Here is a 23,371-nt window from a genome sequence, read left to right as displayed (position 1 = left end):
CTCTACAGGGTCTCGATCCAGTTGGTGAGGAGCTGGGCGCCGGCGTCGCCGGACTTCTCGGGGTGGAACTGCGTGGCCCACAGCGCGCCGTTCTCCACGGCGGCGACGAAGGGCTCGCCGTGCGTGGACCAGGTGACCTTCGGCTCGGCGATCAGCGGGTTGTGCGCCTCCTGGGCCCACTCGTGGACGGCGTAGGAGTGCACGAAGTAGAAGCGGGCGCCGGCGTCCAGGCCGGCGAAGAGCTGGGAGCCGGCCGGTGCGTCGACCGTGTTCCAGCCCATGTGGGGCACGACGTCGGCCTGCAACGGTCCGACCGTGCCGGGCCACTCGTCCAGCCCCTCGGCCTCCACGTCGTGCTCGATGCCGCGCGAGAACAGGATCTGCATGCCGACGCAGATGCCCAGGACCGGGCGCCCGCCGGAGAGCCTGCGGTCGACGATCCAGTCGCCGCGGACCGCCTTGAGGCCGTTCATGCAGGAGGCGAAGGCGCCGACGCCGGGGACGAGCAGTCCGTCGGCGTTCATCGCCTTGTCGTAGTCGCGGGTGATCTCGACGTCGGCTCCCGCGCGCGCGAGGGCGCGCTCGGCGGAGCGGACGTTGCCGAAGCCGTAGTCGAGGACGACGACCTTCTTGCCGGGGGCGGCGGTCAATTCCAGACCTCCAGCCTCAGGACGCCCGCGAACAGGCACATCGCGGCGCCGATGGAGAGCAGCACGATCAGGCCCTTGGGCATCTGCTGCTTGGCGAAGGAGTAGATGCCGCCGAGGAAGAAGAGGCCGACGACGATCAGTGCGGTGGACGTACCGTTCATGGGTTACAGCGCGCCCTTCGTGGAGGGCAGGATGCCGGCGGCGCGCGGGTCGCGCTCCGAGGCGTAGCGCAGGGCCCGGGCGAGCGCCTTGAACTGGCACTCCACGATGTGGTGGGCGTTGCGCCCGTAGGGCACGTGCACGTGCAGGGCGATCTGCGCCTGGGCGACGAAGGACTCCAGGATGTGCCGGGTCATCGTGGTGTCGTACTCGCCGATCATCGGCGCCATCTTCTCGGGCTCGGTGTGCACGAGGTAGGGGCGGCCGGAGAGGTCGACGGTGACCTGGGCGAGCGACTCGTCCAGCGGGACCGTGCAGTTGCCGAAGCGGTAGACGCCCACCTTGTCGCCGAGCGCCTGCTTGAAGGCGGCGCCCAGCGCGAGGGCGGTGTCCTCGATGGTGTGGTGGGAGTCGATGTGCAGGTCGCCGTCGGTCTTCACGGTCAGGTCGAACAGGCCGTGCCGGCCGAGCTGGTCGAGCATGTGGTCGTAGAAGCCGACGCCGGTGGCGATGTCGGTCTTGCCGGTGCCGTCGAGGTCGATCTCGACGAGGACCGAGGTCTCCTTGGTCGTGCGCTCCACGCGTCCCACGCGGCTCATGTGCTCTGCTCCTTCTTGACTTCACGTACCGCGTCGAGGAACGCGTCGTTCTCCTGCGGGGTGCCCGCGGTGACCCGCAGCCATCCCGGTACGCCGTTGTCCCGGACCAGCACGCCCCGGTCGAGGATCTTCCGCCAGGTGGCGTGGGAGTCCGCGAACCTTCCGAACTGGACGAAGTTGGCGTCGGACTCGGTCACCTCGTAGCCGACGGCGCGCAGCTCGGCGACGAGCCGGTCCCGCTCGGCCTTCAGCTGCTCGACGTACTTCAGCAGCGTGTCCGTGTGCTCCAGGGCGGCCAGCGCGGTCGCCTGGGTGACGGCGGAGAGGTGGTACGGCAGCCGTACGAGTTGTACGGCGTCGACGACGGCCGGGTGCGCGGCGAGGTAGCCGAGGCGCAGGCCCGCCGCGCCGAACGCCTTCGACATGGTGCGGGAGATCACCAGGTTCGGGCGGCCGTCGAGGAGCGGCAGCAGCGAGGCGCCGTGGCTGAACTCGATGTACGCCTCGTCGACCACGACCATGGAGGGCTTCGCGGCCTGCGCCGCGTCGTGGAGGGCGAGGACCGTCTCGGCGGGGACCGCGTTGCCGGTGGGGTTGTTGGGGGTGGTGACGAAGACGACGTCCGGGCGGTGCTCGGCGATCGCCCGCTCGGCGGCGGGCACGCCGATGGTGAAGTCGTCGTGGCGCGGCCCGGAGATCCAGCCGGTGCCGGTGCCGCGCGCGATGAGGCCGTGCATCGAGTACGACGGCTCGAAGCCGATCGCGGTGCGGCCGGGGCCGCCGAAGGTCTGCAGCAGCTGCTGGATGACCTCGTTGGAGCCGTTGGCCGCCCAGACGTTGCTCACGTCCAGGGGGTGCCCGGTGGTCTTCGTCAGGTACTCGGCGAGCCCGGTGCGCAGTTCGACCGCGTCCCGGTCCGGGTAGCGGTTGAGGTCGCGGGCGGCCTCGCGGACCCGCTCGGTGATCCGCTCGACGAGCGCCTCGGGGAGCGGGTAGGGGTTCTCGTTGGTGTTCAGCCGTACCGGCACGTCCAGCTGGGGCGCGCCGTAGGGGGACTTGCCGCGCAGCTCGTCCCGTACGGGGAGGTCGTCGATTCCGAACGTCACTTGCTCTGGGGGACCTTCCACTCGAACCTCGCCTTGACCGCCGCGCCGTGCGCGGGCAGGTCCTCCGCCTCCGCCAGCGTCACCACGTGGTGCGCGACCTCGGCGAGGGCGTCGCGCGTGTAGTCGACGATGTGGATGCCGCGCAGGAAGGACTGCACGGACAGTCCCGAGGAGTGGCAGGCGCAGCCGCCGGTGGGCAGGACGTGGTTGGACCCGGCCGCGTAGTCGCCGAGGGAGACGGGTGCCCAGGGGCCGACGAAGATCGCGCCGGCGTTCCTGACCCGGTCGGCGACGGCGGCGGCGTCGGCGGTCTGGATCTCCAGGTGCTCCGCGCCGTAGGCGTCGACCACCCGCAGTCCGTCGTCCAGGCCGTCGACGAGGACGATCGCGGACTGGCGGCCGGCGAGCGCCGGGCGGATCCGGTCCTCGACGTGCTTGGTGGCCTCGACCTGCGGCTGCAGCTCCTTCTCGACCGCGTCCGCGAGTTCGGCGGAGTCGGTGACCAGGACGGCGGCGGCCAGCGGGTCGTGCTCGGCCTGGCTGATCAGGTCGGAGGCGACGTGCACCGGGTCGGCCGTCGAGTCCGCGAGGACGGCGATCTCGGTCGGTCCCGCCTCGGCGTCGATGCCGATCTTCCCGGTGAAGAAGCGCTTGGCGGCGGCGACCCAGATGTTGCCGGGGCCGGTGACCATGTTGGCGGGCGGGCAGGACTCCGTGCCGTACGCGAACATGGCGACGGCGGTGGCGCCGCCCGCCGCGTACACCTCGTCGACGCCCAGCAGGGCGCAGGCGGCGAGGATCGTCGGGTGCGGGAGGCCGTCGAACTCGGCCTGGGCGGGCGAGGCCAGCGCGACGGACTCGACGCCGGCCTCCTGCGCGGGGACCACGTTCATGATCACGGACGACGGGTAGACCGAACGCCCGCCGGGCGCGTAGAGCCCGACCCGCTCGACCGGCACCCACTTCTCGGTGACCGAGCCGCCGGGCACGACCTGCGTGGTGTGCGTGGAGCGGCGCTGCTCGCGGTGGACGAGGCGGGCGCGGCGGATGGATTCCTCCAGGGCCGCGCGGACGGCCGGGTCCAGCTCCTCCAGCGCGCGCGTGAGCGCGGCGGCCGGGACGCGCACCTGCTCCAGCCTGACGCCGTCGAACTGCTCGGCGAAGTCGATCAGCGCCGCGTCGCCACGATGATGCACGGCCTCGCAGATCGGACGCACCTTCTCCAGGGCGGCCGCGACGTCGAAGTCGGCTCGGGGCAGCAGGTCGCGCAGGGCGGAACCCTCGGGGAGGGCGTCGCCGCGCAGATCGATTCGGGAGATCACGGAACCAATTCTCTCAGACCCGCGTCGGGCGCGGTCCGCGCGTATCAATGGCTGATACAGAACGCGACGGGCCGGCCCGCCCACGGTGAACTCGTGCGATTCACGCTCACTTTGAGTGTTCGGAACGTCACTCAGTGGGCATGAACGGTTGTACGAAGGGTGAGCGACCACCGAGTAGTTGAGGAGGGAGTGAAGCATTGTGACCGAGGGGGCCGGCCACCGTGACGGAGAGTTGCCGGACGACCTGACCGCCGCCGAGGCCGGCATGTGGCAGGCCTTCCGCAACGGCAGTGTGTACGACCTGAGCAGCGGGGACGCGCTCGAGGACGACCCGCACGGCGGGCACCCGTGGGGGCCGGAGCGGACGGTGCGGGCCCGCATCGTCTGCTGGCTGCTTCTCGACGGTCCGCCGGCGCTCGCGGGCCGGGTGTCGTCGCTGCAGCTCGTGGGCGTGCGGATCAGCGACACGATGGACCTCGCGGGCGGCACGGTCGAGCCGTACGTGGAGCTGCGGCGCTGTCGCTTCGAGCGGGAGGTGCTGCTGCCGGAGGCCCGCTTCACGACCGTGCGGCTGGTGGACTGCGCCGTGCCGCGCCTGGAGGCGGCCCGGCTGCACACCGAGGGCGACCTGCACCTGCCGCGCTCCCGCTTCCCGGGCGGCATCCGGCTCACGGACGCGCGGATAGGCACCGACCTGCTGCTCAACCAGGCGGTCGTGCACCGGGACCGCGGCGGACGCTCCATAGCGGCGGACGGCATGACGGTCGGGCAGGACCTCCAGGCCGAGATGCTGGAGTCGCACGGCGAGGTCAGTCTGCGCAGCGCCCAGGTCGGCGTCTCGCTGAGCCTGCGCGGCGCCCGGCTGCTCAACCCGTACACGCGCCACGCGCTGAACGCCCCGCAGCTGACCGTGGAGCGCACGCTGTACCTGACTCCGGCGGGCCTGGGCAGCCCGCTCCTGCGCGGCACCACCCCGGCGCGGGGCACCCGCATCCAGCGCTTCGAGTGCGAGGGCGGGGTGCGCCTGGACGACGGACGGTTCGGCGACGCCCTCGACCTGGAGCACGCCCGGTTCACCTTCACCGACGAGCAGGAGCTGTCCCTGCGGCGGGTCCAGACGCCGGAGTTGCGGTTCCTGGGCGAGCGGCCGGCGCGGGGGCGGGTGGTGCTGTCGGGGGCGCGGGTGGTCAACCTGATGGACCGGGCGGACAGCTGGCCGGGCCCGGGCAGGCTGCACATGGGCGGCTTCGCCTACGAGAACCTGGTGCCGCGCGGCCCGTTCCCGCTGACCAAGCGGCTGCGGTGGGTGGGCGCCGCGACCGCCGAGTACCACCCGGAGCCGTACGAGCGCCTCGCCGCGGTGCTGCGGGCCGGCGGTGAGGACGAGGACGCCCGCGAGGTGCTCCTCGCCAAGCACCGGCGGCGCCGCGAGAGCCTGCCCATCGCCGCGAAGCTGGTGGGGTACGCGCAGGACTGGACGGTCGCCTACGGGTACCGGCCGGGCCGCGCCGCGGTGTGGATGGCGGTCCTCTGGGCGGCGGGCTCCCTCGCCTTCGCCCGTGCCGAGCCACCCCCGCTGAAGAGCGGCGAACACCCGGACTGGAACCCGGCCCTCTTCGCCCTCGACCTGCTCCTCCCGGTCATCGACCTGGGCCAGGCGGGCTCGTGGCACCTGCACGACGCCTGGCAGTGGCTGGCCACGGCCCTGATCCTCCTCGGCTGGATCCTGGCGACCACGGTCGCAGCAGGCGCCACCCGCCTCCTCCGCCGAACCTGACCCCCCACCCCCGCACCGGCTGCGGTCAGTCGTGCCGCGCCGCTGCGGGCAGTCGTGCCGCTGGGGCGGCACGGGTGGGCGCAGCGGCACCCCGCAAACGCCGGGCCGCGCACCCCACCCCCGCCCCGCACAGACGTCCGGCACCCTCCACCGACCGACGGCACCCGAAGACGTCCGGCGCCGACCCCGCACAACCCCTCCGAACCAGCGGAGCGAACCCGCACAACCATCCCCAACCCTCAGCCGTCGTACTGGCCATGCTGCGCGCGTTCCTCCGGACCACGGCCGCCCGGGCCCGCTCCCGGACGCCACGGTCGCTACCAGACGACGACGTGCTCCTCGACGCCCCCGACGACCGCCTCGCCCCAACCCTCGTCGCGGCGGCGCGCGGCGACTACGCCCCCGCGGCCGGCCTCCTGTCCACCACCCGCGAGCGCGCCGAGTGGGAGCACCGCGACCGCTACGCGACCCGGCTCGCCGCCTTCGCCCGCTCCCGCGCCGAGTGGCTCGACACCTGGCGCGCCACCGTCCCGGACGACCCCGACGCCCTGCTGATCGCCGCCCGGCTCGCGGTCCACCGCCGCTGGGACTCGCCGGCCCGCGCCGAACTCCTGCGCCAGCTGGTCCCCGCGGTCGTCGGCGCCGCCGAGACCTCGGGCCCCGACCCCGTACCGTGGCGGACCGCCCTGGACGCCGCGCGGGGCGCGCGCGCCGGGCACGCCGAGTTCGAGCGGCTGTGGGCGCAGGCCGTCCGCCGCTCCGCGCACCACTACGGCTGCCATGTCGCCGCCCTGCAGTACCTGGCCGCCTCCTCGCCCGGCGCCCACGGCGAGTGCCTGGACTTCGCGGAGACGGCCGCCCAGGACGCCCCCGAGGACGCGCTCGTGCGGGCCCTGCCGCTGCGCGCCGCCTTCACCTGCCTGACCTCCACCGCCGCCGTACGCACGCACCGCCGCCGGCTGGACGCCGCCGCCGACCGCGCGATCGCCCTGTCGGCGGCGCACCCGGCGGCCGACCCGTGGACGGCGGAGCTGCGGAACCTGCTGGCGTACGTCCTCCTGCGGCTGGGACGGCGGCAGGACGCGGCGGAGCAACTGCGTCTGACCGGCCCGTATGTCACCTCCTTCCCGTGGGAACGGGACACGGACGACCCTCTCGGGCACTTCCTCCAGGCGCGGGCGGACGTCCGCGCGGAGGCCCGTGCGCGGGCTCCGGGACATCCATCACGCGGGCGCGCCGAACGCTCCGCCCCCGGCGACCATTAGGCTTCTGCGTCGTGACCACCGTCCGGCTCCCCCTCTTCCCCCTGAACTCCGTTCTGTTCCCGGGGCTGGTGCTTCCGCTCAACATCTTCGAGGAGCGCTATCGCGCCATGATGCGCGAGTTGCTGAAGACCCCCGAGGACGAACCGCGCCGGTTCGCCGTCGTGACGATCCGTGACGGCCACGAGGTGGCGCAGAGCGCACCCGGCCTGCCCGACCCGACGGCCGCCCCGGAGCGCGGGGCCGCGGCGGGCTTCGGCAAGGACCCGCTCAAGGCGTTCCACAAGGTGGGCTGCATCGCGGACGCGGCGACGATCCGCGAACGGGCCGACGGCACGTTCGAGGTGCTGGCGACCGGCACCAGCCGGGTGCGCCTGACCTCCGTCGACGCCTCGGGCCCCTTCCTGACGGCCGAACTGGAGCCGCTGCCCGAGGATCCCGGCGACGAGGCGGGCGCGCTGGCCGAGGGCGTACTGCGGTCCTTCCGCCAGTACCAGAAGCGGCTGGCCGGGGCCCGTGAGCGGTCGCTGGCGACCGGCGCCGACCTGCCCGACGAACCGGGCGTGGTCTCCTACCTGGTCGCCGCCGCGATGATGCTGGACACGCCGACGAAGCAGCGTCTGCTCCAGGCCCCCGACACGGCCTCGCGCCTGCGGGACGAGCTGAGACTCCTCCGCTCCGAGACGTCCATCATCCGTACGCTGCCGTCCCTGCCCGCACAGGAACTGACGCGCGGCCCGACGAGTCTCAACTGAGGTACCGGCCCGCATGGCGAAGAAGCCCGGCAAGGCGAAGAAGCAGCAGTCCGGCGGCACGCCCGCGACGGTGGCGCTGACGGCGGCCGCAGTGGCGTACACGGTCCACTCCTACGAGCACGATCCGGCCCATCCGTCCTACGGCGAGGAGGCGGCCGAGGCGATGGGAGTGTCCCCCGACCGGGTGTTCAAGACGCTGGTGGCGGACGTCGACGGTGCTCTCACGGTCGCGGTGGTACCCGTGGCGGGCCAGCTGGACCTCAAGGCGCTGGCGGCCGCGCTGGGCGGCAAGCGCGCGGCGATGGCGGACCCGGCGCTGGCCGAGCGGACCACGGGCTACGTGCGCGGCGGGATCTCTCCGCTGGGCCAGCGCAAGCGGCTGCCGACGGTCCTGGACGCGTCGGCGGCGTCGCACGCCACGATCTGCGTCTCGGCGGGCCGCCGGGGCCTGGAGGTCGAGCTCTCCCCCACCGACCTCACCACCCTGACATCGGCGACCCTGTCCCCGATCGCCCGCACGCCCTGATTCAGAGACCGCACTGCCACGGGCAGCAGTGCCGCCCGAGCTGCGGGCAGTCGTGCCGCGCCGCTGCGGGCAGTCGTGCCGCTGGGGCGGCACGGGTGGGCGCAGCGGCGCCCCGCAAGCGCCGGGCCGCGCACCCCACCCCCGCCCCGCACCCACCCAGGGCGCCAAGGCAACGCCGCCCCGCCGGGGCACCCCGCACCCACCCCGGGCACCGAGAAACGTCAGCCCCCCATACCCCCCGCACCCCCCGGAGGGGCCGGCGCCGGCCAGGGATCCGGCTCCGGATCCCGCGGCCCGAACAACCCCGTCAGCCCCAGATGCACCACCAGCCCCGCCAGCGACCACGCCAGCAGCGCCCCCTTCGCGCCCAGCCTCAGCGGCGCCGTGAACGTCACCCCTTCGCCGACGTCCTGCGCGTGGGCGATCACGTCCTCGGTCGGCCCGAGCCACACCCCGAGCCGCCACGCCAGCAGCGACCCGAGCAGCCCACCGACGCCGAGGGCCGCCACCAGCGGCACTCCCCCGCGCCGGCGCAGCAGGAAGAGCACCACCGCGCTGAGCGCTCCGAACGCCAGCGCGAGCAGCGTGAACGTTCCGTCGACCGCGATCGCCTGCTCGCCCTCGGAGTCCTTGAGGTAGACGAACCAGCGGCCGTCGACCACCGTGCCGACCAGCGGCACGCTCGGGGCCAGCTTCCACCACAGCACGCCGAGGAGCGCGCCCGAGAGCGTGACCGCCAGTGCGGTCACGACGGCCTGCCGCACTTCGGTCAACATCCCGGGGCCGTCCTGTTCGCCGTGAGATTCGTACGGGGAACCGGCCGCGGCCCCCGAGGCGTGCGCACCGGCGGGCGGCGGCACCGGCCCGCCCCGGTACGGCGGGCCTTCGTTCGGTGGTGGTGGCGGAGTCAGAGGTGCGGTCACCCCGCCATCGTGCCAAACGTGCCTGTGCCGCGCGTCACCGGACGGCCGCTCTGCGGTACGCCCAGGTCGCGACGGCCAGCGAGATCACACCGACGACGGCGCACACCGCCAGGTCGCCGAGGACGAGGGCCCAGTCCGGATCGCCGCCGAACGTACGGGCGAAGGCCTCGACGCCGTATGTGGAGGGCAGCAGGTCCCGGGCCAGCCGGACGACCTCCGGCAGCCGCTCGGCCGGCAGCACGCCGAGCAGCAGCGCCGCCGACATGCCGAGCTGGCCCAGCAGCGTGGCGAACTCGGGCCGGGGCGCGAGCAGGCCGAGGGCGGCGCCCAGTCCGGCGAGCGCGGCGCCGGCCAGCGGGATGACGGCCACCAGCACCCACAGATGGGTCATCGGCAGCCCGAACAGCAGGCAGCCGAAGACCGCCGTCACCACGGTCCCGGGCACGGTGAACGACGCGTACGCGCCCGCCGCGCCCAGCACCACCGCGGCCGGCGGCACGGGCAGCGTGGCGTAGTGGTCGAGGCCGCCGTTGGCGCGCAGCTGGCCGAAGTACTGGGCCAGGAGGTTCAGCGCCACGAAGGCGACGACGAGTACCGCCGAACCGGCGACCACCGCCCGCGCCTCGCCGCCGCCGTCCACGACGCCGCGCATCAGGATCATGATGCCGATCGACTGGAAGGTGGCGACGAACAGCAGCGGGATGCGCGCGACCCGCGCCCGGGACAGCTGAGCCCGGTACACGGCCACCAGGGAAGGCCACAGCCGTGCCCGGGGCGACAGCTCGGCCGCACCCTGCTCCTCGACGGCCAGGGCGCCGCCCGGCAGGACATCGGCGGATACGACACTCACGTCGCGCAGCTCCCCTTCGTTAGGGTCCATCGAAGCGGTCGCCCTGCCGGGTTCGCCCGACCTCGCGGGGTCGTTCGCCCGGCCGGGTGCGCTCGCCCTCTCGGGTACGGATGCGGCGGCCGGTGTTCTCACCGCTGGCGTGCTCAAGCCCTCACCAGCCCCTGCCGCGCGGCGCCGCCCAGCGCCAGGTAGACGTCCTCCAGGCTGGGCGTGGCCAGGGTGAAGTCGTCGAGGGCGGCGAAGGCGGCGCCGCCGGTGACGGTGGCGACGACCGTGCGGGCCTCCTCGGGGGCGAGCCGCAGCGTCCAGCGGCGTCCCGACTCCACGGCGCGGTCGCGCAGGGCGGCGACCTCCGGGACGTGCAGCGGGGCGCTCTCGCGCCAGACCAGGTCGACGCGGACCTCGCCCGCGACCCGCTCCTTGAGGCCGGAGGGCGTGTCGCAGGCGATCACGCGTCCCCGGTCGAGGACGGCGACCCGGTCGAGGACGGTCTCGGCCTCGATGACGTTGTGGGTGACGAGCAGCACGGTGGTGCCGTACTCCGCGCGCCGCCGGTCCACGGCCGCCCAGACCGCGCGCCGGGCCACCGGGTCCATGCCGGTGGTCGGCTCGTCCAGGACCAGCAGCGGGCGCTCCCCCACGAGCGCGGCGGCGAAGCAGGCGAGTCGGCGCTGGCCGCCGGAGAGCTTCCTGAGCGGGCGGCCGGCGAGCGCGGCGAGCCCGAGTTCGTCGAGGACGGCGTCGCGCTCGGCGCGGGCCCGGCGCACCTCCAGACCGCGCAGCCGCCCGGTGGTCTCGGCGGCGAGCGAGACGGTCAGCTCGTCGAGGGCGCTGGAATCCTGCCCGAGGTAGGCGAGGATCCGCGCGGCCCGCTCGGGGTGGCGCACGATGTCGTGGCCGAGGATCTCCACGCTGCCGTGGTCGGGCCGCATCAGGCCGGTGAGCTGGCGCACGAGGGTGGACTTGCCGGCACCGTTGGGGCCGAGCAGCCCGAAGATCTCACCGCGCCGGATGTCCAGGGTGACGTCGTCGGTGGCCCGCACCTCGGGGGTGGCGGGAACGCCGCGTCTGCCGCGTACCGCCGGATAGGTCTTGGTCAGTCCGCGCACCGCGCACACGGCACCGCCACCGGGTCGAGATGCCTGTGCCGCACGCGTACTCACAAGGGACGAGACTACGGGGTCGGTCCCCTGCGCCCGCTCCCGGGTCCGCCCATAAGTGTCGATTCAGCCGGGCGGCGCCGGGAGCGGGCGGCAGACGGCCGGCGGGCCGCCGGTGGGCCGGGCCGGGCGGGGCTCACTCGGGCCCGGGAGTGCGTTCGGTGGCCGTCCGCACGTCGATCTCCCGCCAGAAACCGGCCCGGATCGCGTACCGGTCGTGCTCGTCGATCTGGTCGTCCTTGTGGGCCAGCAGCCCGAAGCGGGCCGCGTAGCGCAGCAGCTCCCCGTCGACGCGGTGCGGGATGCGCGGGTACATCCCGGAGAGTTTCTGCAGGTGGCCGTGGTCGCCCAGGCGTTCGAGCCAGCGGCGGGCGAAGACCTGCCCGACCTCGTACGGGTCGCCGCCGACCGTGGTGATGTCCTCCTCGCGGTCGGCCCAGCGCTGCTCGGCCGTGGTGAGCTGGGCCAGGGTCGGCAGCGACGCGGCCTCGGCCGGCTCGGCGGCGGGCCGGTCGACCCAGCCCTTGTCGGAGGACCAGCGCAGGGTGGCGCTGGCCGGCGGCGGGGCCGGGTGGGCGCCGGGGGCGCGCAGGGCGGCGAGGTCCTTGGGGGTGGGAACGCCCTTGGCGGGCGGTACGCGCTCCCCGGCGCCGTTGCGCGCGGCGGGGGCCGTGGTCGGGTGTTCCGGTTCCTCGGCGGGCCGCTCCGGGGGCGCGGTGGACAGGGCGGACTCGGGCAGCGGCGCGGAGAGGATCGCGGCGATCTCGGGGCGGGGCACGGGCGGCGGCGCGCAGATGCCGCCGATCTCCTTGGCGCGTACGGCCTTGGTGATCCACACCCGGTCCAGGACGCGCCGCTCGTCGGCCTCGGCGACCAGGTCCTCGGACTGGTTGTAGTCGCCGTCGGCGGCCTGGACGGCCCATAGATGGACGGCGACGCCGTGCTCCTTGGCGGCCATCATGCCCGGCAGCAGGTCGCCGTCGCCGGTCACCAGGACGACGTCGGAGCAGGCGCGGTTGCGGGCCAGCTCGGTCAGCTCGGCGTGCATCGCCGCGTCGACGCCCTTCTGCGCCCAGCGGCCGTCGCTGCGGGTGAGGGCGCCGAGCCGGACGGTGACCCGGGGCATCACGCGCAGGCGGCGGTGTTCGGGCTGCGGGACGCGGTCGGGGGCGCCGTCGAACCAGTAGATGCGCAGCAGGGGCTGCCGCGTGTCCGACTCGGCGCGGTCGCGCAGGCCCTGGATCAGGGCGGCGTGGTCGACGGTGATGCGTGAGCGCGAGGGCTCTCCGGCCAGGAGGCTCGCGGCGGCACCCAGCAGATACCCGGCGTCCACCAGGACGATGCAGCGGTCCACGCGGTCCACCCTCTTTCCGGGAGGTTTGCTTCGGGCTTCCTTCGAGTCTGCCCGACCACGCGGAGGTTAACGGCCCGAACTCGATCTTCGGCGTGGCGTTTCCGCAGTGCGTCTTCCTGCCCGGTACCCCGGCATCCCGCGTCACACACGGTAATTGCCCGATATGCGTTCTTTGTTGGGCTGTGTGAATCTGAAACCGGCCCTGGCCCCTAGATCCCCCTCAGGAGGTAGATCACCATGGCCAAGAACAAGAGCAACCGTGATCGTAAGCAGCCCCAGTCCGAGCGCGCCGCACAGGCCGCCGAGTCGTCCGTGCCGACCCGCGAGGAGCAGCACTCCCCGCAGCTGACGACGCCCGGCGACCCGGCCTCCCGCAAGCGGCAGAAGCGCTTCGGCCACAACTGACATCCGCGGCAGGGGCCGTTGCGGCCACCGCACCGCGCCGAGGGGCGCACCCGGCGGACCGGGTGCGCCCCTCGCTCGCTTCCTCAGCCTCTCCTCGCCCGTTCTTCGCCTCTCCTAGGGTCTGTCGCCCCGCTCAGCCCGCCAGGCAGGACGCTCCGAGCAGCACCTTGAGGTCGCCGAACAGGGCGGGGTCCGGCTTCACCCGGTGCCGGTCCAGGCGCAGCACCGTGGTCTTCGTCGGCCCCTGGAGCTTGATCCGCACCTCGCTGTCGCCCCGGTGGTGGGTGAGGATCTCGCCGAGGCGGCTGACCATCGGCGGGGTGACGCGGGTGGCCGGGATGGTGAGGACGACGGGGGCGTTGGCGCCCGCGTTGGACAGGTCGGGGATCATCAGCTCCATCGCGACCAGCCGGGGGACGTCCTCGCGCTTGTCCAGCCGCCCCTTGACGAACACCACGGCGTCCTCGACCAGTTGGGTGGAGACCAGCTGGTAGGTAGCCGGGAAGAACATGCACTCCAGGGAACCGGCCAGGTCCTCGACGGTGGCGATGGCCCAGGCGTTGCCCTGCTTGGTCATCTTGCGCTGCAGGCCCGAGATGATGCCGCCGATGGTGACGACCGCGCCGTCGCCGAAGTCACCGCCGGTGAGCTGGGAGATGCCCGCGTCGGCCTTGTCGGACAGCACGTGCTCCAGGCCGAAGAGCGGGTGGTCGGAGACGTAGAGACCGAGCATCTCTCGCTCCTGGGCGAGCAGGTAGGTCTTCTCCCACTCGTCCTCGCCGAAGACGACGTCCAGGCCGAAGCCCGGCTCGTCGTTCTGCTCGTCGCCCATGCCGCCGAAGAGGTCGAACTGCCCCTCGGCCTCCTTGCGCTTGACCGCGACCACGTTGTCGATCATCGGTTCGTACTGCGCGGTGAGGCCCTTGCGGGTGTGGCCCATCTCGTCGAAGGCGCCGGCCTTGATCAGCGACTCCGTCGTCCGCTTGTTGCAGACGACCGCCTCCACCTTGTCCAGGTAGTCCGGGAACGATCCGTACTTCCCCTTGGCCTTGCGGCACCTGATGATCGACTCGACCACGTTGGTGCCGACGTTGCGCACGGCGGAGAGGCCGAAGAGGATCACGTCGTCGCCCTGCGCGGCGAAGTTCGACATGGACTCGTTGACGTTGGGCGGCAGCACCTTGATGCCCATGCGCCGGCACTCGTTGAGGTAGACGGCCGACTTGTCCTTGTCGTCCTTGACCGAGGTCAGCAGGGCGGCCATGTACTCGGCCGGGTAGTTCGCCTTCAGGTAGCCGGTCCAGTACGAGACCAGCCCGTACGCGGCGGAGTGCGCCTTGTTGAAGGCGTAGCCGGCGAAGGGGACCAGCACGTCCCACAGGGCCTGGATGGCCTCGTCGCTGTAGCCGTTCTTCCGGGCGCCCGCCTGGAAGAGGACGAAGTTCTTCGCCAGTTCGTCGGGCTTCTTCTTGCCCATCACGCGGCGCAGGATGTCGGCCTCGCCGAGCGAGTAGCCGGCGATGATCTGGGCGGCCTTCTGCACCTGCTCCTGGTAGACGATCAGGCCGTAGGTGACGGACAGGACCTCCTCCAGGGGCTCCGCCAGGTCCTTGTGGATCGGCGTGATCTCCTGGAGGCCGTTCTTGCGCAGCGCGTAGTTGGTGTGCGAGTCCATGCCCATGGGGCCGGGACGGTAGAGGGCGGAGACGGCGGAGATGTCCTCGAAGTTGTCGGGCTTCATCAGCCGCAGCAGGGACCGCATCGGTCCGCCGTCGAACTGGAAGACGCCGAGCGTGTCGCCGCGCTGGAGGAGTTCGAAGGTCGTGGGGTCGTCCAGCGGCAGGGAGAGCAGGTCGAGGTCGATGCCCTTGTTGGACTTCACCATCTTGACGGCGTCGTCCATGATCGTCAGGTTGCGCAGGCCCAGGAAGTCCATCTTCAGCAGGCCGAGCGACTCGCACTGCGGGTAGTCCCACTGGGTGATGGTCACGCCGTCCGTGTGGCGCACCCAGAGCGGGGCGTGGTCGACGATGGGCTCGCTGGACATGATGACGCCGGCGGCGTGCACGCCCATCTGCCTCACCAGGCCCTCGACGCCCTTGGCGGTGTCGATGACCTTCTTGACGTCCGGCTCCGCCTCGTACATCCCGCGGATCTCGCCGGCCTCGCTGTAGCGCGGGTGCGTGGGGTCGGTGATGCCGTTGAGGTCGATGCCCTTGCCGAGGACGTCGGCGGGCATCGCCTTGGTGAGGCGGTCGCCCATCGCGTACGGGTAGCCGAGGACGCGCGCGGAGTCCTTGATGGCGTTCTTCGCCTTGATCTTGCCGTACGTGCCGATCATGGCGACCTTGTCGGCGCCGTACTTCTCCGTCACGTACCTGATCACCTCGACGCGCCTGCGCTCGTCGAAGTCGATGTCGACGTCGGGCATGGAGAGGCGCTCGGGGTTGAGGAACCGCTCGAAGATCAGGCCGTGCGGGATGGGGTCGAGGTCGGTGATGCCCATCGCGTACGCCACGATCGAACCGGCCGCGGAGCCTCGGCCGGGGCCGACCGCGATGCCCTGGTTCTTGGCCCACATGATGAAGTCGGCCACCACGAGGAAGTAGCCCGGGAACCCCATCTGGATGATGACGTCCATCTCGTACTCGGCCTGCTTCTGGCGGTCCTCGGGCACCTGGCCCGCGAAGCGGCGCTCCATGCCGCGGCGGACCTCCTCCTGGAACCAGGTGACCTCGGTGAAGCCGTCGGGGATGTCGAACTTCGGCATGAGGTCGCGCTTCTCGAACATGCCGGTGGTGTCGACCATCTCGGCGATCAGGCGCGTGTTGGCGCAGCCCTCCTGCCAGGCGTCGGAGGAGTCGACCGCGTACATCTCGTCCGTCGACTTCAGGTAGTAACCGGTGCCGTCGAAGCGGAAGCGGTCCGGGTCGGAGAGGTTCTTGCCGGTCTGGATGCACAGCAGCGCGTCGTGGGCGGTCGCCTCGTGCGCGTACGTGTAGTGCGAGTCGTTGGTGACCAGCGGCGGGATGCCGAGCTTCTTGCCGATCCGCAGCAGGTCCTCGCGCACCCGGTGCTCGATGTCGATGCCGTGGTCCATCAGCTCCAGGAAGTACCGGTCCTTGCCGAAGATGTCCTGGTAGTCGGCGGCCGCCTTCACCGCCTCGTCGAAGTGGCCGAGGCGCAGCCGGGTCTGGACCTCGCCCGAGGGGCAGCCGGTGGAGGCGACGATGCCCTCGGACCACTGGGAGATGGTCTCCTTGTCCATCCGCGGCCACTTCTGCAGCCAGCCCTCGGCGTAGGCGTCCGAGGAGAGGCGGAAGAGGTTGTGCAGGCCCTTGCTGTTCGTCGCCCACATCGTCTTGTGGGTGTAACCGCCGGAACCGGAGACGTCGTCCCGCTTCTGGTGCGGCTGGCCCCATCGGATCTTGCGCTTGTTGCGCCGCGACTCGGGGGCGACGTACGCCTCGATCCCGATGATCGGGGTGACCCCGGCCTTGGTCGCGGAGTGGAAGAAGTCGTACGCCCCGTGCAGGTTGCCGTGGTCGGACATGGCGATGTGCGACATGCCCATTTCATTGCAGGCGTTGAACATGTCCTTGAGCCGCGCGGCGCCGTCCAGCATGGAGTACTGGGTGTGGACGTGCAGGTGCGTGAACGGCGGCTTGGACACGTTCGGCCTCCTCAGGGAAGTACGTGACGGACGGGCGACGGGCTGCGGTCGGTCCGGGGGGTCGGCGTCGAAGTCTATGCCTCGGCACTGACACTCCGGAGGCCACCACGCGTACCTTCTGGGGCGGGCACTCCCGTACCCGTTCGAACGTTGGCCCGAGTGGAGATCCGCTCCATTCCCCAGGCACCACCCCGCACCAGGAGGCACCAGGCATGTCGGTCCCGCAGCTCAACGAGGAGCACCGCGGCGAGGAGATCCTCGCCGTCTTCGACACCGCCTTCGGCAGGCTGCTGGCCGCGGACCCCGCGGCGTTCCGTGTGAAGTTCCGGAAGATGGCCGCCTCGGCCTTCGCGTTCTACCGCGGCACCGCCGGTCTCTTCTACCGCGACCTGACCGAGGACCCGGAGTTCGGCGACCGCGCCGGCGGGGCCTACCTGGACGAGCGGACCTCCCGGGTGTGGATCCACGGCGACCTCCACGCGGAGAACTTCGGCACGTACATGGACTCCACCGGCCGGCTGATCTTCAACGTCAACGACTTCGACGAGGCCTACGTCGGCCCCTTCACCTGGGACCTCAAGCGCTTCGCCGCCTCCGTCGCGCTGATCGGGTACGCGAAGGCGCTCAGCGACGAGCAGATCACCGAGCTGGTGCGGGTGTACGCGGGCGCCTACCGCGAGCGGATCCACGCCCTGGCCACCGGCGCCAAGAGCGACGAGGTGCCGCCCTTCACGCTGGACACCGCGGAGGGGCCGCTGCTCGGGGCGCTGCGCGTCGCCCGCTCGCTGACCCGCTTCGGGCTGCTGGACTCGATGACCGAGATCCGCGACTTCGAGCGCCGCTTCGCCCCCGGCGGCGGCTCGGTCGAGTTGGACGCGGCCACCCGCTACAAGGTCCTCGCGGCCTTCGACGGCTACCTGGAGACGCTCCCCGAGTCCTCCCTGACACGCCCGGACTCCTACCGCGTGAAGGACGTCGTCGGCCGCCGCGGCATCGGCATCGGGTCGGCCGGACTGCCCTCGTACAACATCCTGCTCGAAGGCAACAGCGACGCCCTGGAGAACGACGTCGTGATCTACATCAAGCAGGCCCAGACCCCTGCCGTCTCCCAGTACCTCACCGACCCGGCGGTCCGGGAGTACTTCCAGCACGAGGGCCACCGCACGGTGATCTCCCAGCGCGCCCTGCAGGCGCACGCCGACCCGTGGCTGGGCTGGACCGAGCTGGACGGTGCGGGACAGCTGGTCGCCGAGGTCTCGCCGTACGCCGTCGACCTGGACTGGAGCGACCTCGACGACCCGGAGGAGATCGCCGAGGTCGTCGCCGACCTGGGCCGGGCCACCGCCACGATGCACGGCGCGGCCGACGACCAGTCCGGGGAGTCCCTGGTGCCGTTCTCCACCGAGCGGGCCATCGACGCGGCCATCGCGGCCGACGAGGAGGGCTTCGCGCCGCTCCTGGTCGACTTCGCGCACCGGTACGGCGCCCGCGCCCGCGCCGATCACCAGACCTTCGTCGACCTGTTCCGCAACGGCCGGATCCCCGGCCTCGAGCGGTAGGAACCCGCCGGTCGGCATTCTCACAGCAACCCTTTAGGGGTCTCTTACCGGACCCCGTGACACACTCTCCTACTGCTATGGACATATCCGGAACCCCGCTCAGAGCCGTACGCGCGGCGCTGTTCACGGCACTCGTCGTGACGCTCAGCACCGCGTCGCACGTGCTGCTGTCCGGGGTTCCGCTGCCGCTGCCCACGGTGGCCGCCGTCGCCGCCGCCGTGTTCCTGCTCGCGTACGCCCTGGCCGGGCGGCGCGAGCGCGGCTTCCGGCGGATCGCCGCCCTGCTGATCCCGCTGGAGCTGGCCGCCGACACGGTCTTCACCACCGGTCAGCACGTCTGCTACGGCCGGGCGGGCGGCCCGGTCGCGGGCCCGCTGCGCTCCGTCGGCTTCGACGTGCTGTGCGGCGACGGAACCGGTGTCCACGCCGGGGTGACCGCGCCGCTGACCCGCGTGACCGGGGCCGAGACCGACCGGGTGGCGTCCGTGCTGGCCGAGGCCGCACCCGGCACCGCCTGGCTGCTGCTCGGCGCGCACGTCGGGGTCGGACTGCTCGCGGCGGCCTGGCTGCGGCGCGGGGAGCGGGCGCTGGCCCAGCTGCTCGGCGCGGTGGCCGCGACCACCTTCCGGCCGCTGCTGCTGGCCGTCGCCGCCGTGGGCGTGTCCCCGGCTCCGGCGGTCCGCCACACGGCACCCGCGGCCCGCCGCACCGCCGGCGCCCGCGAGCGCATCCTCACGCACTCCCTGGGACGGCGCGGACCGCCGTGCCCGGTGGCCGCGCCCGTGTGACCCGTCGCACGAGCGCCACCGAGCACAGCAGCCCCCATACGTGTCCCGCACACCCCCGTGTGCGCGTCCCCGGAGAGATCACCATCATGAGCAAGCGGAACACCCAGGCAGCGAAGACGGCGGCCCGTGAGCGCCTGCGCCAGGAGCGCGAGCGCCAGGCCAAGCGCGACAAGGTCAAGCGGCAGGCCGTAGTGGCCGTCTCCATCGTCGGCGTACTGGCGATAGCCGGCGGCATCAGCTACGCCGTCGTGCAGGGCAACCAGCCCTCGAAGTGGGAGAAGGCCGCCGACGCCAAGGTGGTGGCCCCGGCCAACACCTCCGGCAAGGACGGCACCACGGTCGTCGTCGGCGAGTCCAAGACCGACAACACCGTTCACCTGTACGAGGACCCGCGGTGCCCGGCCTGCGCCTCCTTCGAGCAGAACATCGGCGAGACCGTCCACAAGGGCATGGAGGACGGCGACTACAAGCTCTCCTTCACCATCGGCACGTTCCTGGACGGCAACCTGAGCGGCGAGGGCTCGAAGAACGCGCTCAGCGCGCTGGGCGCCGCGCTGAACGTCGGCTCCGAGGCGTTCCTCGACTACAAGACGGCGCTGTTCTCCGCCGAGTACCACCCCGAGGAGTCGACCGACGAGTTCGCCAAGGACGACTACCTGATCAAGGTGGCGAACACGGTGGACGCCCTGAAGAACAACAAGAAGTTCCAGGACGCCGTGGAGAAGGGCACCTACGACGCCTGGGCGATGCGGATGAGCAAGTCCTTCGACAGCGCCGAGGGCGTCCAGTCGACCCCGACCATCAAGATCAACGAAAAGGTGATCGAGAACCCCAGCTCGGTCGACCAGTGGCAGACGGCGCTCAAGGACGCGGGCGTCACCAAGTGACCCGGTGACCTCCGGCCGACGGGTGGGCGAACCTCTTCCGGGTTCGCCCACCCGCGCGCGTACCGATCGGTGAGGGAGCGCGCCCGCCCGCCGGTCCGAAAGGCCTACCGGGAGGTCTGCGCCTCCTGGAGCGAGTCGAGGAAGCCGAGCGCCACCCGCCAGGTGGCCTCGGCCGCCTCTTCGTCGTAGTCGTCGGGCAGCCCGGGGTCGGTGTAGAGGTGGCCGGCCCCCGCGTACCGGTGCACCTCGACGTCGGCGCCGACGCGGCCCATCTGGAGGTACCAGGCGCTCAGCCAGTCGTCCGTCTCGAAGCGGTCCGGCTCGGCCACGTGCAGCTGGACCGGCAGTCCGTCCACCGAGGCGTTGGGCGCGATGTCCGAGGTGCCGTGCAGGAGCAGCAGCCCGCGCGCCCGGTGGTCGCCGAGGGCGAGGGTCTGCGCCACGGAGGCGCCCAGCGAGAACCCGGCGTACACCAGGCCCCGCTCCGAGTAGGGCGCGGCGGCCAGCACGGCCCGCTTCAGCAGCTCCTCCCGGCCGATCCCCTCCTGGTACTCCATGCCCTCCTCGACGGTGTCGAAGGTCCGCCCCTCGAAGAGGTCCGGCGTCCACACCTGGTGTCCGGCGCCGCGCAGCCGGTCGGCGGCCTGCCGCACCGCGGGCCTCGGGCCGAGGGTCGAGTGAAAGAGCACGATGTTCATGGGGCCATCGTGCCAGCCGGGTGTGACAACGCGGCGGGCGGCGATGCCCCGGGCGGGACGGAAGTCACAGGTTCGCCGTGCCGTCCGTCCGGTTACGTTCGAGGGCATGGAGACGATACTCCGCCCGCTGATCGTGGTCGGCGGCTCAGTACTGCTGACCGTCGTCATCGGCTGGGCCACCGACCTGTTGCTGCGCAAGGCCGACGGACGCCACCCCGAGACACCGCTGTGGGGGCTGCTGCGGCGGGCCCGCGTGCCGTACCAGATCGTGCTGTGCACGGCGCTGCTGAGAGGGTCCTACGTCGAGGCCGAGGTGTTCCCGGATCATCGGACGGGGGTCGGCCGGACCCTGACGCTGGTGCTGATCGGCTCGGCGGCCTGGCTGGTGATCCGGATCGCCGCGGCGGTCGTCGAGACGTCGTACTCCCGGTACGCGCACGCCCACGCGGAGCGCGATCCGGCCCGGGTGCGGCGCGTGCGGACCCAGGTGTCGCTGATCATGCGGGTGGTCTCGGCGGTGGTCGGCGTGGTCGCGGTCTCGTCGATGCTGCTGACGTTCCCGGCGATGCGTGCCGCGGGCGCCTCGCTGCTGGCCTCGGCCGGCATCATCGGCATCGTCGCCGGTGTGGCCGCCCAGTCCACGCTGGGCAACCTGTTCGCCGGGTTCCAGATCGCCTTCGGCGACATGGTGCGGATGGGCGACACCGTCGTGGTCGACGGGGAGTGGGGCACCGTCGAGGAGATCACGCTGACCTATCTGACGGTCCGCACCTGGGACGAGCGCCGGATCACGATGCCGGTCTCGTACTTCACCTCCAAGCCCTTCGAGAACTGGTCGCGCGGCACCCCGCAGATGACCGGGACCGTCTTCTGGCACCTGGACCACTCGGCGCCGCTGGAGGCGATGCGGGAGCGGCTGCGCGACCTGCTGCGCGAGTGCCCGGCCTGGGACGGGCGGGCCTGCAACCTGACCGTCACGGACACCACCCCGAACACCATGGAGGTGCGGGCGCTGGTGACGGCGAAGGACGCGGACGACATCTGGACGGTGCGGGTCACGGTCCGCGAGGGGATGATCCGCTTCCTCTCCGACCAGCACCCGTACGCGCTGCCGCGGGTCAACACCGCGGACGCGGCCCCGCGTCCCCGTCGCGACGGCCTCCCCCACGCCCGCCGCTCCCCCGACGCCGAGCCCCGCCGCTTCCCGGGCCGCCCGACGAAGAGCCTGTGAGCGGGCGGGGCGGGGCGTCGGGGGCGGTTCAGCGCAGGCTGCGGACGTCCAGGTGGCGCAGGACCCGGTCCACGATCTCCGGGTCGGCCCCGGCCTCGCTGCGGGCGGCCAGGATCTCGTGGCGGGCGGCGCTCAGCATCTCGCCCTGGATGCGCCGGACACGCTTGATGCGCCGGGCCCGCTGTTCCAGCGCCTCCTTGCGCTCCTCGTCCCCGAGGTCGGGGCTGATGCGCACGCCGATGTCGTAGGCGCGCCGCAGCATCTGCTCGGACAGCTCCTCCGGCAGTTCCTCGACGTCCTCGATCTCCTTCAGGCGCCGCTTCGCCGCCCCGGCCGCCCGTACGGCCAGGTCCCGCTCGTACTCCTGCTCCCGCTCGGTGTCCGCCCGCACACCGAGCCGGCCCACCAGCCAGGGCAGCGTCAGGCCCTGGAGGAGCAGCGTGACCATGATCACGCCGAACGCGATGAAGACGATCTCCTCCCGGTGCGGGAAGGCCGACCCGTCCTCCGTCTCCAGGGGGATCGCCAGGGCCAGCGCGACCGAGGCCACGCCCCGCATGCCGGCCCACCACATGACCACGGTCTCCCGCCAGGTCGTCGGGATGTCCTCGTCCTGGTCGCGCCGGGAGTGCAGCCGCCGGGTCAGCCAGGTGGCCGGCAGCAGCCACAGCAGCCGCACCAGGATGACCACGGCGGTGACGGCCGCGGCCCAGCCCAGCAGTTCCGGCCAGCGGCCGGAGGCCGTGCGGACCGCGTTGTGCAGTTCCAGCCCGATCAGGCCGAAGGCCACGCCGGTGACCAGGGTGTCCACCACGTCCCACACGGTGTGCCCGCCGAGCCGGGTCATCACGTCGTCGGCGTCGGAGGCGTACTCGGCGAGGAACATCGCGGTGGTGAGGACGGCGAGCACGCCCGAGCCGTGCAGTTCGTCGGCGGCGACGTAGCTGACGAAGGGCACCAGCAGGGTCAGGCCGATCTGCAGCGTCGGGTCGCCGAGGACGCTCATCAGCTTGTTGGAGCCCCAGCCGAGGACGAGCCCGACCGCGACGGCGACGACGGCGGAGAGCACCAGGTCGAACCCGGCGTCCCAGGGCGAGAAGGCCCCGCTGACCGCCGCGGCGATGGCCACGTGGTACAGGACGATGGCCGTCACGTCGTTGAACAGTCCCTCGCCCTCCAGGATGGACACCAGCCGGCGCGGGAGTCCCAACTGCCCGGCGACGGCGGTCGCGGCGACCGGGTCGGGCGGCGCCACCAGCGCGCCGAGCGCGAAGGCCGCGGCGATGGGCAGTCCGGGGACGACGGCGTGGGCGACGGTGGCGACGCAGGTCATGGTGACGAAGACCAGCGCGACCGCCAGCAGGAAGATCGGGCGCTTGTTGGCCGCGAACTGCCGCCAGGACGTGCGCCGCACGGCCGCGTACAGCAGCGGCGGCAACAGGCCGGGCAGGATCAGTTCGGGCGGGATGTCGACGTTGGGCACGAAGTCGAGCAGGGCCAGGACGATCCCGAGGAGCGTCATCAGCACCGGCGCCGGCAGCCCGAGCCGCGCACCGATCGGAACGCTCAGCAGGGCCCCGAGCAACAGGATGAACAACAGGGCCAGCTGATCCACGGTCACCGCTCCGGTGGGCTCTCGGCGTTACTGCAGGGCGGACCTCAAGCCTGCCACGCCACCGGCCTCACC

The 23,371-nt window shown here is 72.2% G+C and carries 21 protein-coding genes; 9 read left to right on the top strand and 12 right to left on the bottom strand.

Annotated features, from left to right (window positions below; genetic code table 11):
- Nucleotides 1-2: 2 nt before the first annotated feature.
- The 5 genes from hisH to hisD are packed head-to-tail and all read right to left on the bottom strand — an operon-like array spanning nt 3 to nt 3,836.
- Nucleotides 3-656 (bottom strand): imidazole glycerol phosphate synthase subunit HisH, encoded by a 654-nt coding sequence (gene hisH, locus IG94_RS0103950; protein WP_037764736.1) that lies wholly within the window; start codon nt 654-656, stop codon nt 3-5.
- A complete protein-coding gene (locus IG94_RS42800; RefSeq protein ID WP_031031034.1) occupies nt 647-811 on the bottom strand; it encodes a hypothetical protein in 165 nt (54 codons plus the stop codon). Before IG94_RS42800 ends, hisH begins: the two co-directional genes overlap by 10 nt.
- Nucleotides 812-814: 3 nt before the next feature.
- Nucleotides 815-1,408 carry an imidazoleglycerol-phosphate dehydratase HisB gene (gene hisB, locus IG94_RS0103940; RefSeq protein WP_031031032.1) on the bottom strand — a complete coding sequence of 198 codons (594 nt, stop codon included), beginning with the start codon at nt 1,406-1,408 and terminating at the stop codon, nt 815-817.
- Entirely contained in the window at nt 1,405-2,514 is a 1,110-nt protein-coding gene (locus tag IG94_RS0103935) for a histidinol-phosphate transaminase (RefSeq protein ID WP_031031031.1), read from the bottom strand. Before IG94_RS0103935 ends, hisB begins: the two co-directional genes overlap by 4 nt.
- Nucleotides 2,511-3,836 carry a histidinol dehydrogenase gene (gene hisD / locus IG94_RS0103930; RefSeq protein WP_031031029.1) on the bottom strand — a complete coding sequence of 442 codons (1,326 nt, stop codon included), beginning with the start codon at nt 3,834-3,836 and terminating at the stop codon, nt 2,511-2,513. The genes IG94_RS0103935 and hisD overlap by 4 nt, the downstream gene beginning before the upstream one ends.
- A 199-nt stretch (nt 3,837-4,035) precedes the next feature.
- On the opposite strand from hisD, the gene IG94_RS0103925 reads away from it, so the two are divergent.
- The 4 genes from IG94_RS0103925 to ybaK all read left to right on the top strand — a co-directional run bounded on the left by IG94_RS0103925 (nt 4,036) and on the right by ybaK (nt 8,156).
- Nucleotides 4,036-5,613, top strand: coding sequence for a hypothetical protein (locus tag IG94_RS0103925; RefSeq protein WP_031031024.1), 1,578 nt, complete (start codon nt 4,036-4,038; stop codon nt 5,611-5,613).
- 257 nt (nt 5,614-5,870) lie between these two features.
- Nucleotides 5,871-6,878, top strand: coding sequence for a hypothetical protein (locus tag IG94_RS0103920; protein WP_052410546.1), 1,008 nt, complete (start codon nt 5,871-5,873; stop codon nt 6,876-6,878).
- Between the two features lie 11 nt (nt 6,879-6,889).
- Nucleotides 6,890-7,630 carry an LON peptidase substrate-binding domain-containing protein gene (locus tag IG94_RS0103915; protein WP_031031019.1) on the top strand — a complete coding sequence of 247 codons (741 nt, stop codon included), beginning with the start codon at nt 6,890-6,892 and terminating at the stop codon, nt 7,628-7,630.
- A gap of 13 nt (nt 7,631-7,643) precedes the next feature.
- Nucleotides 7,644-8,156: a Cys-tRNA(Pro) deacylase gene (gene ybaK, locus IG94_RS0103910; protein ID WP_031031016.1), complete on the top strand. Its 513-nt coding sequence runs from the start codon at nt 7,644-7,646 to the stop codon at nt 8,154-8,156.
- A gap of 221 nt (nt 8,157-8,377) precedes the next feature.
- Here ybaK and IG94_RS0103905 read toward each other — a convergent pair whose 3' ends face one another.
- From IG94_RS0103905 to IG94_RS0103890, 4 genes are all read right to left on the bottom strand, one after another.
- The gene (locus IG94_RS0103905) at nt 8,378-9,079 is read right to left on the bottom strand and encodes a hypothetical protein (RefSeq protein WP_031031013.1); all 702 of its coding nucleotides are present in this window, start codon (nt 9,077-9,079) and stop codon (nt 8,378-8,380) included.
- A 34-nt stretch (nt 9,080-9,113) separates the two neighbouring features.
- Complete coding sequence (locus tag IG94_RS0103900) at nt 9,114-9,929, bottom strand: ABC transporter permease (RefSeq protein WP_031031011.1); 816 nt, start codon at nt 9,927-9,929, stop codon at nt 9,114-9,116.
- Between the two features lie 143 nt (nt 9,930-10,072).
- Nucleotides 10,073-11,047 carry an ABC transporter ATP-binding protein gene (locus IG94_RS0103895; RefSeq protein ID WP_031031009.1) on the bottom strand — a complete coding sequence of 325 codons (975 nt, stop codon included), beginning with the start codon at nt 11,045-11,047 and terminating at the stop codon, nt 10,073-10,075.
- 178 nt (nt 11,048-11,225) lie between these two features.
- A complete protein-coding gene (locus IG94_RS0103890; RefSeq protein WP_031031007.1) occupies nt 11,226-12,443 on the bottom strand; it encodes an NYN domain-containing protein in 1,218 nt (405 codons plus the stop codon).
- Nucleotides 12,444-12,680: 237 nt separating this feature from the next.
- On the opposite strand from IG94_RS0103890, the gene IG94_RS41495 reads away from it, so the two are divergent.
- Nucleotides 12,681-12,848 (top strand): hypothetical protein, encoded by a 168-nt coding sequence (locus IG94_RS41495; RefSeq protein ID WP_107060415.1) that lies wholly within the window; start codon nt 12,681-12,683, stop codon nt 12,846-12,848.
- Between the two features lie 133 nt (nt 12,849-12,981).
- Here the strand turns inward: IG94_RS41495 and dnaE are convergent, their stop codons facing one another.
- The gene (gene dnaE, locus IG94_RS0103880) at nt 12,982-16,521 is read right to left on the bottom strand and encodes a DNA polymerase III subunit alpha (RefSeq protein ID WP_031031003.1); all 3,540 of its coding nucleotides are present in this window, start codon (nt 16,519-16,521) and stop codon (nt 12,982-12,984) included.
- 212 nt (nt 16,522-16,733) lie between these two features.
- Here dnaE and IG94_RS0103875 point away from each other — a divergent pair, with 212 nt between their 5' ends.
- The 3 genes from IG94_RS0103875 to IG94_RS0103865 all read left to right on the top strand — a co-directional run bounded on the left by IG94_RS0103875 (nt 16,734) and on the right by IG94_RS0103865 (nt 19,755).
- The gene (locus IG94_RS0103875) at nt 16,734-18,080 is read left to right on the top strand and encodes a DUF2252 domain-containing protein (protein WP_031031000.1); all 1,347 of its coding nucleotides are present in this window, start codon (nt 16,734-16,736) and stop codon (nt 18,078-18,080) included.
- Nucleotides 18,081-18,157: 77 nt separating this feature from the next.
- A complete protein-coding gene (locus tag IG94_RS0103870; protein WP_031030997.1) occupies nt 18,158-18,868 on the top strand; it encodes a hypothetical protein in 711 nt (236 codons plus the stop codon).
- Nucleotides 18,869-18,954: 86 nt separating this feature from the next.
- Entirely contained in the window at nt 18,955-19,755 is an 801-nt protein-coding gene (locus tag IG94_RS0103865; protein WP_031030994.1) for a DsbA family protein, read from the top strand.
- 104 nt (nt 19,756-19,859) lie between these two features.
- On the opposite strand, the gene IG94_RS0103860 is transcribed toward IG94_RS0103865, so the two are convergent.
- Nucleotides 19,860-20,561, bottom strand: coding sequence for a dienelactone hydrolase family protein (locus IG94_RS0103860; RefSeq protein WP_326839509.1), 702 nt, complete (start codon nt 20,559-20,561; stop codon nt 19,860-19,862).
- On the opposite strand from IG94_RS0103860, the gene IG94_RS0103855 reads away from it, so the two are divergent.
- Nucleotides 20,560-21,684: a mechanosensitive ion channel family protein gene (locus IG94_RS0103855; RefSeq protein ID WP_031030991.1), complete on the top strand. Its 1,125-nt coding sequence runs from the start codon at nt 20,560-20,562 to the stop codon at nt 21,682-21,684. The genes IG94_RS0103860 and IG94_RS0103855 overlap by 2 nt on opposite strands.
- Before the next feature lie 28 nt (nt 21,685-21,712).
- Here IG94_RS0103855 and IG94_RS0103850 read toward each other — a convergent pair whose 3' ends face one another.
- Nucleotides 21,713-23,299 (bottom strand): Na+/H+ antiporter, encoded by a 1,587-nt coding sequence (locus IG94_RS0103850; RefSeq protein WP_031030988.1) that lies wholly within the window; start codon nt 23,297-23,299, stop codon nt 21,713-21,715.
- Nucleotides 23,300-23,371: the final 72 nt, after the last annotated feature.

Origin of the sequence: Streptomyces olivaceus, assembly GCF_000721235.1 — a bacterium.
Taxonomy (GTDB): Bacteria; Actinomycetota; Actinomycetes; order Streptomycetales; family Streptomycetaceae; genus Streptomyces; species Streptomyces olivaceus.
This window is presented reverse-complemented; position numbering and strand designations above follow the sequence as displayed.